General features: G+C 70.1%; 11 protein-coding genes. 10 read left to right on the top strand and 1 reads right to left on the bottom strand.

Going from position 1 to position 16,088, the window contains the following annotated elements:
• Positions 1-51: 51 nt before the first annotated feature.
• From G3576_RS08835 to G3576_RS08810, 6 genes are read left to right on the top strand one after another with little or no spacing between them, the layout of a single operon-like run.
• Positions 52-924, top strand: coding sequence for an FAD binding domain-containing protein (locus G3576_RS08835; RefSeq protein ID WP_164694025.1), 873 nt, complete (start codon positions 52-54; stop codon positions 922-924).
• Positions 921-1,406: a (2Fe-2S)-binding protein gene (locus G3576_RS08830; RefSeq protein ID WP_164694024.1), complete on the top strand. Its 486-nt coding sequence runs from the start codon at positions 921-923 to the stop codon at positions 1,404-1,406. The genes G3576_RS08835 and G3576_RS08830 overlap by 4 nt, the downstream gene beginning before the upstream one ends.
• Positions 1,403-3,799, top strand: a complete 2,397-nt coding sequence (locus G3576_RS08825; RefSeq protein WP_164694023.1) for a xanthine dehydrogenase family protein molybdopterin-binding subunit — start codon at positions 1,403-1,405, stop codon at positions 3,797-3,799. Before G3576_RS08830 ends, G3576_RS08825 begins: the two co-directional genes overlap by 4 nt.
• Positions 3,800-3,822: 23 nt before the next feature.
• On the top strand, positions 3,823-4,899 hold the full coding sequence (locus G3576_RS08820) for a C4-dicarboxylate TRAP transporter substrate-binding protein (protein WP_164694022.1): 1,077 nt from the start codon (positions 3,823-3,825) through the stop codon (positions 4,897-4,899).
• Between the two features lie 21 nt (positions 4,900-4,920).
• Positions 4,921-5,478, top strand: a complete 558-nt coding sequence (locus G3576_RS08815; protein WP_164694021.1) for a TRAP transporter small permease subunit — start codon at positions 4,921-4,923, stop codon at positions 5,476-5,478.
• 4 nt (positions 5,479-5,482) lie between these two features.
• On the top strand, positions 5,483-6,799 hold the full coding sequence (locus G3576_RS08810; RefSeq protein ID WP_164694020.1) for a TRAP transporter large permease: 1,317 nt from the start codon (positions 5,483-5,485) through the stop codon (positions 6,797-6,799).
• 6 nt (positions 6,800-6,805) lie between these two features.
• Here G3576_RS08810 and G3576_RS08805 read toward each other — a convergent pair whose 3' ends face one another.
• Entirely contained in the window at positions 6,806-10,246 is a 3,441-nt protein-coding gene (locus G3576_RS08805; protein ID WP_164694019.1) for an indolepyruvate ferredoxin oxidoreductase family protein, read from the bottom strand.
• A gap of 112 nt (positions 10,247-10,358) precedes the next feature.
• On the opposite strand from G3576_RS08805, the gene G3576_RS08800 reads away from it, so the two are divergent.
• The 4 genes from G3576_RS08800 (at position 10,359) to G3576_RS08785 (ending at position 16,084) form a co-directional block, all read left to right on the top strand.
• On the top strand, positions 10,359-10,814 hold the full coding sequence (locus G3576_RS08800; protein WP_164694018.1) for an Lrp/AsnC family transcriptional regulator: 456 nt from the start codon (positions 10,359-10,361) through the stop codon (positions 10,812-10,814).
• A gap of 959 nt (positions 10,815-11,773) precedes the next feature.
• Entirely contained in the window at positions 11,774-13,174 is a 1,401-nt protein-coding gene (locus G3576_RS08795; RefSeq protein WP_164694017.1) for a sensor histidine kinase, read from the top strand.
• Positions 13,171-14,526 carry a sigma-54-dependent transcriptional regulator gene (locus G3576_RS08790; protein ID WP_164694016.1) on the top strand — a complete coding sequence of 452 codons (1,356 nt, stop codon included), beginning with the start codon at positions 13,171-13,173 and terminating at the stop codon, positions 14,524-14,526. Before G3576_RS08795 ends, G3576_RS08790 begins: the two co-directional genes overlap by 4 nt.
• Positions 14,527-14,563: 37 nt before the next feature.
• Entirely contained in the window at positions 14,564-16,084 is a 1,521-nt protein-coding gene (locus G3576_RS08785) for an SLC13 family permease (RefSeq protein ID WP_164694015.1), read from the top strand.
• The last annotated feature ends 4 nt before the right edge of the window (positions 16,085-16,088 follow it).

Raw genomic sequence — 16,088 nt, 5'->3', positions numbered from 1 at the left:
AACAAGCGATCCGCCTTGCGGCCAACGCAGGGTCACGGAGGGACGAACGTCATGAAATGGCCGGCCTTCGGCTATGCCCGGGCATCGACTCTGGAGGAGGTGTTCCGGCTCCAGGCGGAACACGGCGATGACGCCCGGCTGCTGGCCGGCGGGCAGACACTGCTTGCCACCCTCGCCTTCCGCCTCTCCGAACCGAAGCTGCTGGTGGACATTACGGGCGTGGCCGCGCTCCGCGGCATCGCGCTGCAAGGCGGGCTTCTGCGGATCGGCGCGCTGACGCGCCATGCGGAGCTGGGGCGGGATCCGCTGGTCGCGCAGCACGCGCCTCTGCTGACGGAAGCGGTGCCCTTCATCGCCCATCCCGCCATCCGCAACCGCGGCACCATCGGCGGCAGCCTGGCCTATGCCGACCCGGCGGCCGAACTGCCGGCCTGCATCGTGGCGCTGGACTCGACGATGGTGCTCGCCTCCGCAGCGGGTGAACGGCGCGTGGCAGCCGGCGACTTCTTCACGGGGTTGCTGGAGACGGCGCTGCGGCCGGGCGAGTTGATCGCGGCGGTCGAGGTGCCGGTCGCCACGGACGCCTCCCGCAGCGCCATCGTCGAGGTCGCCCGCCGGTCCGGCGACTACGCCATGGCCGGCCTCGCCACGACGCTGCGGCTGGAAGGCGGCGTGATTCGCGCGCCGCGGCTCGTCTATTTCGGCGTCGGCAACGGCCCGGTGCTCGCGGCCCGGGCGAATGCGGCGCTGGAGGGCAGGAGCCTGGACGCCGCCGCCATCGCGGCCGCGCGCGCCGCGCTGGCCGGGGATCTCGACCCGCAGGCCGATCTGCATGGCCCACCCGAGATGAAGCGCCACCTGGCCGGCGTGCTCACGCAGCGCGCCCTCTCCCGTTTCCTGCCCGCCGCGGAGGCCGCCGCATGACCAGCCGCGTGGACATCACCCTGACCGTGAACGGCGAACGCGTGACGCGCAGCGTGGAAGCACGCCGTCACCTCATCGACTTCCTCCGCCTTGACCTGGGCCTGACCGGATCCCATGCGGGCTGCGAGCACGGCGTCTGCGGCGCCTGCACGGTCCGGGTGGATGGCGAGATCGTCCGCGGCTGCCTGGTGTTGGCCGCCAGCCTGGATGGCGCGGAGGTCACGACGATCGAGGGCCTGTCCGACAGCGGGGAGATGGCCGACCTGCAGGACGCCTTCATCGCCCGCAACGCCGCGCAATGCGGCTTCTGCACGCCGGGCATGGTGATGGCCGCGGCCGACATCGTGCAGCACCACCCGCATGCCACGCGCGCCGAGATCCGGGAGCATCTGTCGGGCAACTACTGCCGCTGCACCGGCTACCAGGCGATCGTGGACGCGGTCGAGGCCACGCTGGAGGCCCGAGGGGGAGCCGCGCGATGAACGACATGCCGACCCCCGCCTCCATCGGGCTGTCGCGGGAGGACCTGCCGAACTCCTATATCGGCCGCTCCGTCCCCCGCCCCAACCTGCCGAAGCTGGTGCAGGGCCGCGCCACCTACACGGACGACGTCCAGCCGCCGCGCCTGGTGCATGCCGCCTTCCTCCGCAGCCCCTACGCGCATGCGCGCATCCTGTCGGTGGACAGCGCCGCCGCGATGCAGGTGCCGGGCGTGGTGCGCGTCTTCACCGGCGCCGACCTCGCCAAGGTCTGCGATCCCTGGGTCGCGACGCTCGATCACCTGAAGGGCATGAAGTCCGCGCAGCAGCATCCGCTGCCGCTGGACCGCGCGACCTGGCAAGGAGAGCCGGTGGTCGCCGTGGTCGCCGACAGCCGCGCGGCCGCCGAGGATGGCGTCGCGGCGCTGGCGGTGGAGTGGGAGCCCCTGCCCGCGCAACTCGACATCGAGACGGCGCTCGACCCCGATACGGTGGTGATCCATCCCTCGCTGGGGGACAACCTCTGCTTCACCCGCACCGCGGAGAAGGGCGATGTGGCCGCCGCCTTCGCCGCCGCGCATCGCGTGGTGGAGGCAACCTTCCTGACCGGCCGCCATACCGGCGTGACGCTGGAAGGGCGCAGCATCCTGGCCGACTACAACAAGGCCGAGGGCACGCTGACGGTCCATCACTCGACGCAGGCGCCGCACATGATGCAGGGTGTCTTCGCCAAGCAGCTGCGGATGGAGGAAGGCGCGGTCCGCGTCATCTGCCGCGATGTCGGTGGCAGCTTCGGCATCAAGGTGCATGTCTATCCGGATGAGGTCGCGGTCGCCGCCATGGCGAAGGCGATGGGCCGGCCGGTGAAGTTCGTGGCCGATCGCTTCGAGAGCTTCGTCTCCGACATCCACGCCCGCGACCACCGTATCAAGGGCCGCATCGCGGTGGACGCCGAGGGGAAGATCCTCGCCTTCGACATCGATGACCGCACCGGCATCGGCCCCTATTCCGTCTATCCCCGAACCAGCGCGATCGAGGGCAACCAGGTCGTCAACCTCTGTGGCGGGCCATACGATTTCGCGAACTACCGCTGCACGACCACGGTCGTCTTCCAGAACAAGACGCCGACCTGCCAGTACCGCGCCGTCGGCCATCCCATCGCCACGACGGTGACGGAAGGGCTGGTGGACCTGGCGGCGGAGGCGCTGGGCATCGACCCGATCGAGATGCGCCGGCGCAACCTGATCCGCGACGACGCCTATCCCTACACCTCCCCGCCCGGCATGCGGTTCGAGGGGCTGTCGCACCACGCGGCACTCGCGAAGCTGCTGGAGATGGTGCCGGTCGAGAAGATCCGCGCCGACCAGGCGGAGCAGCGCAAAAAGGGAGTCCATCGCGGCCTCGGCTTCGCCAGCTTCATCGAGCTGACGAACCCCTCCCCCTTCATGTACGGCATCGGCGGCGCGCGCATCTCCGCGCAGGATGGCGCGACGGTGCGCATGGACCCCGATGGCTCCATCGTCGCGCTCTCCGGCGTCACGGAGCAGGGCCAGGGGACGGAGGGTATCCTGCGCCAGATCGTGGCCCACGGCGTCGGCGTGCCGCTGGAACGCGTGAAGGTCATCACCGGCGACACCCAGACCACGCCCTATGGCGGCGGCACCTGGGCCTGCCGCGGCGCGGGCATCGGGGGCGAAGCCGCGCTGCAATCCGCCATCGCGCTGAAGCAGCAGATCCTGGTCGTCGCCGGCGCCATGCTGCAGGCGGCGCCGGAAAGCCTCGACATCGTGCTTGGCCAGATCGTGGACAAGGACACGGAGCGGGAGCGCATGCCGCTCTCCGAGCTTGGCCGCATCGTCTATTACCGAGGCGACACGCTGCCGAAGGACCTGCCGCGGGAGCTGGTGCAGACGCGGCACTTCATCACCAAGGACTACCCCTTCGCCTTCACCAACGGCATCCAGGCCAGCTGGGTGGAGGTGGACACCGACACCGGCATGGTGAAGCTGCTGGAGCATTGGTGCGTCGAGGATTGCGGCCGGGTGATCAACCCGCTGCTGGTCGATGAACAGGTGCGCGGCGGCATCGTGCAGGGCCTTGGCGGCGCGCTCTATGAGCACTGCGTCTATGACGAGCAGGGCAATCTGCTGACCACGACGATGGCCGACTACCTGGTGCCGATGTCGGCCGAGATGCCGGAAATGCACATCGGCCACGTCGAGACGCCGACCGGCGAAAGCCTGCTCGGCGCCAAGGGTGCAGGCGAGGCCGGGACCGCGGGCGCGCCGGCCGCGCTGATGAACGCGATCAACGACGCTTTGCGGCCGCTATCGGCGCGCGTCACTGAACAGCCCTTCACGCCGGCGCGCATCCTGCGCGCGCTCGGCACCGTCTGAACAAGCAGGGAGGAGAGAAAGACATGACGACCATCCGTCGCCGCAGCCTGCTCGCGGGCAGTGCCGCGCTGCCGATCTTCGCCGCGAATACCGCGCAGGCGCAGACCGCGCTGAACATCCAGATCGCCGCCAGCCATCCGGTCCAGAACTTCTGGATCCACATCATGAAGAACGTGTTCCAGCCGGAGGTGGACAAGTTCCTTCGCGACAACGGCAACACGCACCGCATCAACTGGCGCGAGGCCTATGGCGGCACGCTCTACCGCTTCCAGGACACGATGGAAGCGGTGCGCGACAACATCACCGACATCGGCTATGTCGGCACGCTCTGGGAAGGCAGCACCATGCCGCTCCAGAACGTTACCTACTTCACGCCCTTCGCGACCGGCGACCACGGCCTGATCGCCAATGCCTTCGAGCGGATGAACGAGACGGTTCCGGCGATCCGCCAGAACTGGAACGGGCTGAACATGATCCCGCTCAGCTCCTACATCACCGACACCTACCACATCTGGTCGAACTTCCCGATCCGCAGCCTGGACGATCTGCGCAACCGCAAGCTCGCGGCACCCGGCACCAGCGCGGGCTGGCTGTCCGGCACGGGCGCGACGCCGGTGGATGGCGCGCTGACCACCTACTACACCGATATCCAGACCGGCGTGATCGAGGGCGCGCTCTCCTTCTATGTCGGCATCCTGCCGACGCGGGTCCATGAGGTCGCGAAGTACATCACGGAATGCGACCTCGGCGCGATGTATGTCGGCGGCATCGCCGTCAACAGCCAGCGCTACGGCCGCTACCCCGAGATCGTCCGTCGCGCGCTGGTCGCGGCCGGCAAGGCCTCGACGGCCGCGCATATCCGGGACGTCTCCGATCGCGTGGCGACTGCGAAGTCGGAAATGGTGCAGAAGGGCGCCATCGTCTCCACCCTGCCCGCAGCGGAGCGCGATCGCTGGATCCGCGGCCTGCCGAACCTGGCCAAGACCTGGGCGGACAGCTCCGGCGCCGCTTCCCGCGACGTGCTGAACGCCTATTTCGCGTCCATCCGCGAGGCCGGCCAGACCCCGGGCCGCAACTGGGACCGCGAACTCACCGCCTGACAGGGCTGACGGAGCGCCGCCATGGCTGACGATATCGACATGGCGGCGCTGGATGCCGCCGCCGCACCGAGAGCCTTCGACCCGGTGCGGCTGCTGCTGGATGCGCTGGCGGCGATCGGCACGATCTGGACCTTCGGGCTGATGTGCCTGATCTGCGCCGACGTCATCGGACGCTCCTTCCTCAATGCGCCGATCACCGGCGTGGCGGAGATCGCGGCGCATTCCGTGGTCGGCATCGTGTTCCTGCAGATCGGCGCCACCGTCTACAACCGGCGCATGACGCGGGCGGACTTCCTGATCGATCGCCTGCATCGCAGCGTGCCGGGCGTGGCGCGCATCATCGAGATCCTGTTCATGCTGCTGGGCGCGGCGATCATGGGCTTCGTGGCGCAATCCGCGTGGCCGGGCGTGTGGAATTCGCTGGCAGCGCGCGAGTTCTTCGGCGTGCAGGGCATCTTCACCGTGCCCACCTGGCCGTTCCGCGCGCTGATCGTGCTGGGCGGCACGGCGGGCGCACTCGCCTATCTCGTCCTCGTCCTGCATGACATCCGGGCATCGCTGCGCCCGGCGCGGAGCTGACGCCATGGAAGACGTCACCATCGGCTTCGCGCTGATCGGCATGATGGTCGGGCTGATCGTCTTCGGCCTGCCCATCGGTCTGTCGCTGATCTCCACCGGCGCCATCGGCGTGTGGCTGATCCGGGAGAATCCGGAACTGGCCTTCCGCTTTACGGCCCTCGCGACCTATTCCGGCATCCAGGACTACGTCTTCGCCACCATTCCGCTGTTTGTCCTCATGGGCCTGCTCGTCAGCATCTCCGACATCGGCAAGGACACCTTCGAGGTCGGGCAGGCGCTGTTGCGGCGCGTGCGCGGCGGGCTCGGCATGGCGACGGTCGGCGCCAATGCGGTCTTCGCCGCCGTCACCGGCGTCTCCATCGCCTCCGCCGCCGTCTTCACCAAGGTGGCGGTGCCGGAGATGGTGCGGCACGGCTACACCATGCGCTTCGCCGCGGGCACGGTCGCGGGTTCCTCGATCCTCGGCATGCTGATCCCGCCATCCCTGCTGATGATCGTCTATGGCGTGCTGGCCGAAGTCTCCATCGGCAACATGTTCATCGCCGGCGTCATCCCTGGTGTGATCATCGCACTCGGCTTCGTCGTCATGATCTGGATCTACGCCAGCTTCTTCCCGACCCGCATCATGACGCGGCAGACGCAGCCGGAACTGACCCAGCGCGCCATGCCGACGGGCGAGATGGTGGTGAAGTCCGTGCCGATCATGGCGCTGGTCGTGCTGATCCTGGGCGGCCTCTACACCGGCTTCTTCACGCCGACGGAAGCGGGCGCCGTGGGTGCCGCGGGCGCGCTGATCCTGGCGCTGCTGCGCGGGCGGCTGGATCTGCCGAAATTCTGGCGCGTGCTGCGGGAAACGGGGCTCGTTTCCGCCGCCATCCTGTTCCTGCTGATCGCGGCGGGCCTCTATTCGCGCATGCTGTCGCTGGCCGGCGTGCCGCAGGCGATCGGCGAGATGGTGGAGCATCTGGGCCTCGGCCCCTACGGCTTCCTCACCGTCTTCGTGATCATCGTGCTGCTGATGGGCATGATCCTCGACAGCACTTCGATCCTGCTGATCATGGTGCCGATCGGCGCGCCCATCGCCTCCGCCATGGGCTTCGACCTCATCCACTTCGGGATCATCACCATCATCGCGGTGGAGATGGGGCTGCTAACGCCGCCCTTCGGCATCTCGGTCTTCACGGTGAAAGCGACCTTGAACGATCCGCGCGTCGGCATCGAGACGATTTTCGCCGGCGCCCTGCCCTTCGTCGCCGTGATGGGCCTGGCGCTGATGGTCATCGCGCTGGTTCCCTGGCTGGCCACCGCCCTCGTGAACTGAGGCGCCTCACGCCGCGGCGGCGGTTGCCGCCGTGGCGTCGATGCGGGCCGCGATGTCGGCCCAGGCGCGACGCGTCTTTTCCACGTTGCGCGCCTTGATCGGGCCGAACCCCTTGATGCCGGCGGCCGCTTCCGCCCAGTCGCAGATCGCGCCATGCGTCGCGGGCGACAGCCGCGCCAGGAAGCCCTGGATCGCGTCCCGGTATTCCTCGATCAACGCGCGTTCCATCCGCCGCTCCTCCGTGCGCCCGAAGGGATCGAGCGGCGTGAAGCGCAGGCGCTTGCCGTGCCGCAGCAGCCCCATCGCCTTCAGCATCCAGGGCCCGAAGGCGCGCTTGGCGGGCAGGCCCGTATTCGGATCCAGCTTCGACAGCAGCGGTGGCGAGAGATGCATCTCGACGCGCTGTGTCCCGGTGAACTGCGTCGAGAGTTGGGTCTGCCAGGCCGGCAGGCTGTGCAGCCGTGCGACCTCGTATTCGTCCTTGAAGGCCATCAGGCGATACAGCTGCGTGGCGACGGCGCGGGACAGCCGATCCTGCCCTGGAAGCGCCGCCTGTTCGGCGGATCGGACCGTGGCGATGAAGTCCGCATAGCGCTGCGCATAGCGCGCATCCTGGTAGTCGGTCAGGTCGGCGACGCGCCGCGCGATCAACGCCTCCAGCGTTTCCGGCATGCGGGGCGTTGCGTGACGCCCCTCGATGGCGGCCTGCCGGCCGAGCGCGAAGGCCGCAAGATTGCGTTCGATCTGCGCACCGTTCAGCCGGATGGCCTGTTCGATCGCCACGGAGGAGACCGGCACCAGGCCGCGCTGGAAGGCCAGGCCGAGCAGCCAGATATTGAGGTAGATGGCGTCGCCGAAGGCTTCGGTCACCTCCGTCGCCGCATTCACCGCATGCAACTCGCGCGTCACCGCGGCCAGGCTCGCCATCATGCCAGTGTCGTCATAGCGGGTTGTGGTATCGCGGACGAATTGCGCGGTGGGGGCGAGCTCAGCATTCACGATGGCGGCGGTGCGCTTCGCGCCCAGCAGCGGCCGCGCATTGCGACCATGGGCCACCACCATGTCGGAGGCGATCAGCAGGTCCGCCTGTCCGGCACCGATGCGTGGCGCGGGGATGGTCGCTTCGTCCGTGCCGGGCTGGCCGATGCGCAGCTGCACATAGACGCCGCCGCCCTTCTGCGCGAAGCCGAGCGTGTCGACGCTGCGGCTCGGCCTTCCATCGATATGCGCGGCCATGCCGAGGATGGCGCCCAGCGCCGTCACGCCCTGCCCGCCAACGCCGGCCACCATGACGTTCCAGGCACGGCCATCCACGGGCTGGGGCAGGACGGGGTCGGGCAGTGCCTCGCCGGGCCGCGCGGGGGTCTTGGGCTTGGAGGGCTCCGCGCCCAGCAAGGTGACGAAGGACGGGCAGAAGCCCTGCACGCAGGACAGGTCCTGGTTGCAGGCGGATTGCTCGATCTTGCGCTTGCGGCCCCAGGGCGTCTCCAGCGGCTCCACCGCGATGCAGTTGGAGACGCGGGAACATTCGCCGCAATCCTCGCAGACCCGGGGGTTGATCACCGCGCGGCGCTCGGCGGCGGCGGCGGTGCCGCGCTTGCGCTTGCGGCGGCGCTCGGTCGCGCATTCCTGGTCGTAGATCAGGGCCGTCACGCCCGGCACCGCGCGCAACTCCCGCTGCACGGCGTCCAGCGTGCTGCGGTGGTGGTAGGTGATGCCGGCGGGCATCTCCGGATCATCCTTGTGGCGATCGGGATCGTCGGCGACGACCGCGATGCGCTGCACGCCCTCCGCCCGGATCTGGGCCGCGATGCGCGGTACGCCTGGCGCGCCCTCCACCGCCTGCCCGCCGGTCATGGCGACGGCTGAATTGACCAGGACCTTGTAGGTGATGTTGGCCTTGGCCGCGACGGCGGCGCGGAGCGCCAGGCTGCCGGAATGGCTGAAGGTGCCGTCGCCGATATTGGCGAAGACGTGGGGCTCCTCCGTGAAGGGCGCGATGCCGAGCCAGGTGGCGCCTTCCCCGCCCATATGGGTGAAGGGTTGGCTGCGACGCTCCGGCATCTTGGTGGTTAGCCAGTGGCAGCCGATACCCGCCATAGCACGGGAGCCTTCCGGCAGCCGCGTGGAGGTGTTGTGGGGGCAGCCGGGGCAGAAGGTCGGCTCCCGGATGACAAGCGGTTCCGCCGCCGCGGCGGCCTGCGCGTCGAGTTCGGCGATGCGGGCGGCGAGCGCCTCGGTGCGCAGGTCGGCCGGCAGTCGTGCTGCGAGGGCACGGAGGATCTGCGCCGTGTCGAGTTCGGCCAGCTCGGACAGCAGCGGCGCCCCGCGTTCATCCTGCTTGCCGAGGATTCGCGGGCGACGCTCCAGGGCGTAGAGCGCGGTCTTCAGCTGTGGCTCCAGGAAGGCGCGGCGGTCCTCCACCACCAGAACCTCCTCCAGCCCCTCCGCGAAGGCGCGGGCGGCTTCGGCATCCAGCGGCCAGGCTAACCCGACCTTCCAGACTCGCAGGCCACCGCGGCGGGCGATCTCTGGCGTGATGCCGGCATCGGCCAGCGCCTGGCGCAGCGCGGCGAAGGCCTTGCCGCGGACGACGATGCCGAAGCGCGCGGCGGGCGGATCGATGACCAGCCTGTCGATGCCGTTGGCGCGCGCGAAGGCGACGGCTGCGGGCAGCTTGAACAGGCGCAGCCGGCTTTCCTGTTCCAGCGCGGAAGGATCGGGGACGCGGAGATGCAGGCCGCCCGGCGGCAGCACGACGCCGTTGGGGGCCTGCGTGACATAGGCGCCAGGATCGACGCGCAGCGTCGCCGCGGCGTCCATCGTCTCCGCGATGCATTTCAGCCCGACCCAGGTGCCGGCGAAGCGGGACAGCGCGATGCCCTTGACGCCGTATTCCAGCACCTCCGCCACCTCGGCGGGGTCGAGCATCGGGATCTCGAGATCCTGGAAGGTGAACTCGCAGCCCGAGGAGACGGTGGAGGATTTGGCGGAGGGGTCGTCGCCGGAAAGGGCGAGCACGCCACCCTTGGGCGAGGTGCCGGCCGAATTGGCGTGACGCAGCGCGTCGCCGCTGCGATCCAGGCCTGGGCCCTTGCCATACCAGATGCCGAAGACGCCTTCGTGACGGGCGCCGGCGGAAAGGGGCACCTGCTGCGTTCCCCATACGGCGGTGGCGGCCAGGTCCTCATTCAGGCCAGGATTGAAGACGATGTCGGCGGCCGCGAGCCGGGCGGCCTGCTTCTCCAGTTCCTTGTCGTAGCCGCCGATGGGCGAGCCGCGGTAGCCGCTGATGTAGCCCGCCGTGTTCCAGCCGAGCGCCTGATCCAGCTGTCGCCGCAGCAAGGGCAGGCGCACCAGCGCCTGGATGCCGTTGAGGACCACCGGCTCCCCGGCCAGGTCCCATTTGTCGTCCAGGCTCGCTTCGGGGCGCTGGAGGCTGCCCATGCGACGTCTCCCGTATTCCAGTTCCCTGACTATGGGCAGGATGCGCTGGTCGCGCCAGGGAGTTCTCCCGTAGTCTGTTGTGCACCGCCGAAAGAACGGAAGGAGCTACCGTATGGACGCCATCGACAAGAAGATCCTTCGGGCGCTCTCCCAGCGGGGAAGGCTGACCAATGCGGAACTGGCAGAGGCGGTGGGCCTGTCCGCATCGCCCTGCTGGACGCGGGTGAAGCGGCTGGAGCAGGCGGGCGTGATCCGCGGCTATGCCGCGCTGCTGGACCAGGCCGCCCTCGGATTGCCGGATACCGTCTTCATCGAGGTGATGATGGAGCGTCATGACGAGGAGAATCTGAAGCGCTTCGAGTCCTCGGTGCGGGCGATCCCGGAGGTGCTCGAGTGCCACCTGATCACGGGCGAGTACGACTACATGATCAAGGCCGCTGTCAGCGGCACGCAGGGCTATGAGACGCTGCTGCGGGAAAGGCTGTACCGGTTGCCGGGGATCCGCCACACGCGCACGAGTTTCGCGCTGAAATGCCTGAAGCAGGAGATGGCCCCTGTTCCGGTGTGACGCCTTCCGCGGGCGTCCTGCGCTCCAGAAGGCCACCGACCTTAGGGGGTTGGCCGCCGGTGGCGGGACCGGGCATGCACCCCGGCAACTCGGCTGTTCCAGGCGTCAGGCAGGGCCACTGATCGGTTGGCCCGACTGCGCGGCCGGCCGCACCGGACAATGCCGACGCCTGCGCCGCGTGTTCGCCGTTCCGAACATCCAGGGCTAACGCGCGCCTCCCCCGCGTCCGGATCGGGGGACACCGGCACCATCGCGACGGGAGCGTCGCAACCGCGGGCGGTCCACACCGTTCAGCCTCCTCAAGCCGCCTGTCGCGGCCAGGAAGGGAGACTGCCGGTGTTCAAGGGTGGATTGCTGTGGCTCATCGGGATCCCGATCCCCATCATCATCGTGCTGCTGCTGCTCGGCGTGCTGTAGCGCGGAACTTCCAGCGCCATGCCGCCGCCGCATTTGCGCCTGGTCCCCCGCACGGCGTCCGTCGTGTGGTCTGGGCGTGGCGACGGCATCGGCTTGGCCGGCGGCGGCCAGCGGCAGATTGCAGAAGCGCACGGGCTAAGCCGCCACGCTGGGCCGCAACGCCCACGGCACAGTGACGCCTTTGCCGAAGGTGGGTGCGCCGACACGGCCTTGCTGTTCCTTGGCACATCGCGGCTTCCCGGCGCAGTGCGGCAAACCCGCCCGGCCAAGCGACCCCTGACCTCGCGGCCAAGGCGCATCGGCTCAAGCACCACCACTTCCTGGCAACACAGGCGCTGGCGCGCGCGACCGGCGTCGGCAGGCCCGACGCGCCGAGCAACGGCCTCTCGATGCGCTTGCCACGGCGGTCAGTGGAAAAGTCCGCACGCTGGCGGCGCGCGAAGTGTCATCGCGCCACCAAGCCGGCAGCGGCTTCGCTCGACCACGATGCCTCTCCGGCAGACGCAGCGCCGCCAGTGACACCCGGCTTTCCGCCCCCTTCCATGTCGATGCGCGTCCCGCTGCTGGTCGCCGCGGCGGTGTTCGTTTTTGTCACCGTCGCCAGCCAGGTGGCACTGCGCCTTGCCGCCCACGGCATGGATCAGGAAGCCAAGCGCCTGGGCCGCGTCTATCTCGATGGCCTTTCCGCCGCGATCCTGCCCGCGCTGCGTGCCCAGGACGACGCCGCGCTGCGGGAGGCGCTGGAACGCGCCATGGGTTTCCGCGAAGGCATCAGCGAACGTCGCATGGTCGTCGCCACGCCCAACGGCCGCATCCTGGCAGAAGCCGGCATCGGCCCCGACCCCGACTGGCTCGCCCCCTTGCACCGCGGGAATGTGGGATCGGCCTGGGAAGTTTCCTCGGATGGCGACGCGGTCTGGGTGCAACGCCCGCTGGTCGATGGCACCCTTGTGGCGCTGATCGCGGCAAAGCTCGATGTCGGCTCCATCATGGAGCGACGGGACAGCCTGCGCTTCGCCACGCTGGCATTTGGCCTGGCCGTCGCCGCGCTGGGTGGTGGGCTCGCCGCGCTCGCCGTCCGGCAGGCGCTCCGCCCGGTGCTGGTGGTGACGGAGGCGCTCGGGCGTTCCGGTGCCGGCGCCATCGCGCCCATTCCGACGGCCGCCATGCCGCCCCCGGGAACGGAGGGCGCGCGCCTCGCCGCCGCCTTCAACGGCATGGTGGCGCATGTGGCGGAGCGCGAGACGCTGGCCCGCCGGCTGTCGGAACGCGAACGCGCCGCCACGCTCGGACGCCTCGCGGCCACTGTCGCCCATGAGGTGCGCAACCCGCTGGCCGGCATGCTGACGGCCGTCGATTCCGCCCGCGATTTCGGCGACGACGCCACCGAACGCGCCGAGGCGCTGCAGGTGATCGAGCGGGGGCTGCGGCAGATCGAGGGCGTCGTCACCTCCATCCTTGCCGTGCACCGCGATGGCGGGCCGCCTCGTCCGCTCGAAGCCGCGGATCTGGACGACCTTCGCCTGCTCGCGTCGCCCGAAGCCGCGCGCCGCGGCATCGACCTGGAATGGCGCGTGGACCTGCCGCATCCCTTCCCGACCGATGCGTCGCTGCTCCGACAGGCCGCCCTGAATCTGCTGCTCAACGCCGTGGCTGCCACGCCGGCCGGCCGGCAGGTCATGCTGGATGCGCGCAGGACCAAGCCGGGCCTGCTGACCGTGATGATCGAGGATCAAGGGCCAGGCTTGCCTGCCGGCGCCGAACAGCGCCTGCACGGGCAAGGCGAGGAAGCGGAAGGCCGAGGCCTCGGTCTCGACGTCGTCGCAACGCTGGCGCGGCGGCTCGGCGCCTCGGTGATGGCGGAGCCAGGTCGTGGCGACCAGGGCACGCGCGTCACACTGCTTGTGCCGGAAGCCGAAGCCGCCGCGGCCAGGCCGGCATGACGACCCTTCCCGCAGGCTGCTCCGTCGTGCTGGTGGAGGACGACGCGGTGCTGGGCCAGGCGCTGATGCAGCGCCTCCGCCTCGCCCGCGTCACCACGCATTGGGCTCGGACCGCAACGGAAGGGGCGGCGCTGCTGCGCCGGCACCGGCCGACGCTGCTGCTCTGCGACATCCGCCTGCCCGATGGGGATGGCGAGGCGCTGATCGCGCGGCTGATGCCCGAACTCGGCGGCGTGCCCGTGGTGGCGATGACGGCCTATGGCGGCGTGGACCAGGCGGTTCGCCTGCTGCGCGCGGGCGCCGATGACTATCTGGCCAAGCCCTTCCCGATGACCCGGATCTTCGAGAAGCTGGCCGCCTTCGCCCGGCGCGGCATCCCCCTGGTGCCGGAGGAGACGGGGGTGCCGGTGGCCGATGCGCCGGGCTGGCGATCGCCCCCGCTGCGCGCGCTGCATGCCGCGCTGGAACGCATCGGCCCCGCTTCCGCGCCCGTTTTGTTCCTGGGCGAGAGCGGCGCCGGCAAGGGTGCGGCCGCGCGGCGGCTGCATGCACTGTCCGGCCCGCGCGCCGCAGCACCGCTGGCCGTGGTGGATTGCGCCGCGCTGCCGGCGGATATCGCGTCGGCGGAAGCGTTGCTGTTCGGGCATGGCGACGCCGCCGGCCTGCTGGAAGCCGCCGGCGCGGGCACGCTGCTGCTGGATGAGGTGGCGGACCTTTCCGCGCCGCTGCAGGCACGTCTGCTGGGTGCCCTGGAGGAGCGCCGCTTCCGCCGCATCGGCGGGACGGAACCCATCATGCTCCGCGCGCGCCCCATCGCAACCACGCAGGCGGATCTCGCCGCCGCCGTCGCGGCGGGCAGCTTCCGCGCCGATCTGCTGTTTCGCCTCTCGGTCATCAGCTTCACCGTGCCGCCGCTGCGCGACCGGCCCAGCGACACGGAGGATCTGGTCCACCACTTCCTTCGCCATTTCGCCGCTGAGAATCGTTCCTTGGCGCCAGACGCATTGGCGGCGATCCGTGCGCATGGCTGGCCCGGCAATGTGCGCGAATTGCGCAACAGGGTGGAGCGAGCCGTGCTGCTGGGCGATGCCACGGCGATCGCCGCCGCAGACCTGTTCCCCGAAGGCCAGGCCCCGGCGACGCCGGATGCTGCATCGCCGCCGCCCTCGGCCGAATCCCTTTCTCTCGCGGAAGCGCGGGACGCGGCCGAGCGCGAGCACATCCGGCGCGTCGTGGCGCGCTGTGGCGGGCGGATCGGGGACGCCGCGAATGCGCTCGGCATCGCGCGCACGACGCTCTGGGAGCGCATGCGGCGCCTCGGCCTGGGTGCCCGAACGGACACCGAGGGATGACCGACCTCGCCCCCCGGATCTCACGGAGAAGATGGCGATGAGCCAACCCCAGGCCGCGGCGTCCGCCCTGCCCTCCGGCGCACCGGGCGCCGCCGTCGCCCCCACTCGGGCGCGGACCGTGGGGCTCATCCTCGGGCCGATCCTCTTCGCGGTCATGCTCGCCCTGCCGCCCCCCGCGGGGCTGGAACCCGTGGGCTGGCGGGTCGCGGCGGTCGCTGTGCTGATGGCAACCTGGTGGATGACGGAAGCGGTGCCGATCCCTGTCACCGGCCTCCTCCCGCTGGTGCTGTTCCCTGCCCTCGGCATTGCCAGCGGCAGTGCGGCTTCGGCGCCCTATGCGGACCCGCTGATCTTCCTCTTCCTCGGTGGCTTCCTGATCGCATTGGGGCTGGAGCGCTGGAACCTCCACCGGCGCATTGCGCTCCGCGTCGTCGCGGCCGTCGGCACCCGTCCGGCGGCGCTGGTCGGCGGGTTCATGCTGGCCACGGCTTTCCTCAGCATGTGGGTCAGCAACACCGCGACGGCGGTGATGATGTTGCCGATCGGCCTGTCCGTCATCGGGCTGCTGTCGAGGGATGGCGAAGATGCGGGCGGCTTCGGCACCGCGCTGCTGCTCGGCATCGCCTACAGCGCCAGCATCGGCGGCCTCGCCACCCTCATCGGCACGCCGCCCAACGCGCTGCTCGCCGCCTTCGTGGCGCGCAGCTATGGCATCGAGATCGGCTTCGCGCAGTGGATGGCGATCGGCCTGCCGATCACGGTCGCGCTGCTGCTGCTCGCCTGGCTGATCCTGACGCGCCTGGCCTTCCGCCTGCCGACAGCCGCGGTGACGGGATCGGCGGCGCTGATCCGGGATGAACTCGGCAAGCTCGGCCGGTTGTCAGGGCCGGAGATCCGCGTCGGCCTCGTCTTCCTGGCCGCGGCCTTCCTGTGGGTGTCTCGGCCAGCGCTGTCGGGCGTGCTGCCGGCGGGGGTGAACGACACGGTCATCGCCATCGCCGCGGGGGTTGCGCTGTTCATCATCCCGGCTGGCGGCGCCAACCCGCCTGGCACCGCGCTGCTGGACTGGTCGGCGGCCAAGCGTCTGCCGTGGGGCGTGCTGCTCCTGTTCGGTGGCGGCCTGGCGCTGGCCAGTGCCATCGGCAGCAGCGGCCTCGCGGCCTGGATCGGCGCGGCCTTCGCGGGGCTCGATACCTGGCCCGTCATCCTGGTGGTGGTGCTGGTGACGGCGGCGATCGTCTTCCTGACGGAACTGACCAGCAACACCGCGACCGCCGCCGCCTTCCTGCCGCTGATGGCCTCCGTCGCGCCGGCGCTGGGCGCGGACCCCTTCCTGTTGACCATCCCGGTGGCGCTCGCGGCGTCCTGCGCCTTCATGCTGCCGGTCGCGACGCCGCCCAACGCCATCGTCTTCGGCAGCGGGCACCTGACCGTCGCGCAGATGGCGCGGGCGGGCTTCCTGCTGAACCTCGCGGGCATCGTGGCCATCGTCGGCCTCACCTGGCTGTTCGTCGGGCCGGTCTTCGCCGTGCCGGAAGGTGCGGGGCCGGTGAACTGAACGG

It is taken from the genome of Falsiroseomonas algicola (assembly GCF_011040385.1).
In the GTDB taxonomy this organism is placed as follows: Bacteria; Pseudomonadota; Alphaproteobacteria; order Acetobacterales; family Acetobacteraceae; genus Falsiroseomonas; species Falsiroseomonas algicola.
The sequence above is the reverse complement of the archived record's forward strand: the minus strand, read 5'-3'. Positions and strand labels throughout refer to the sequence as shown.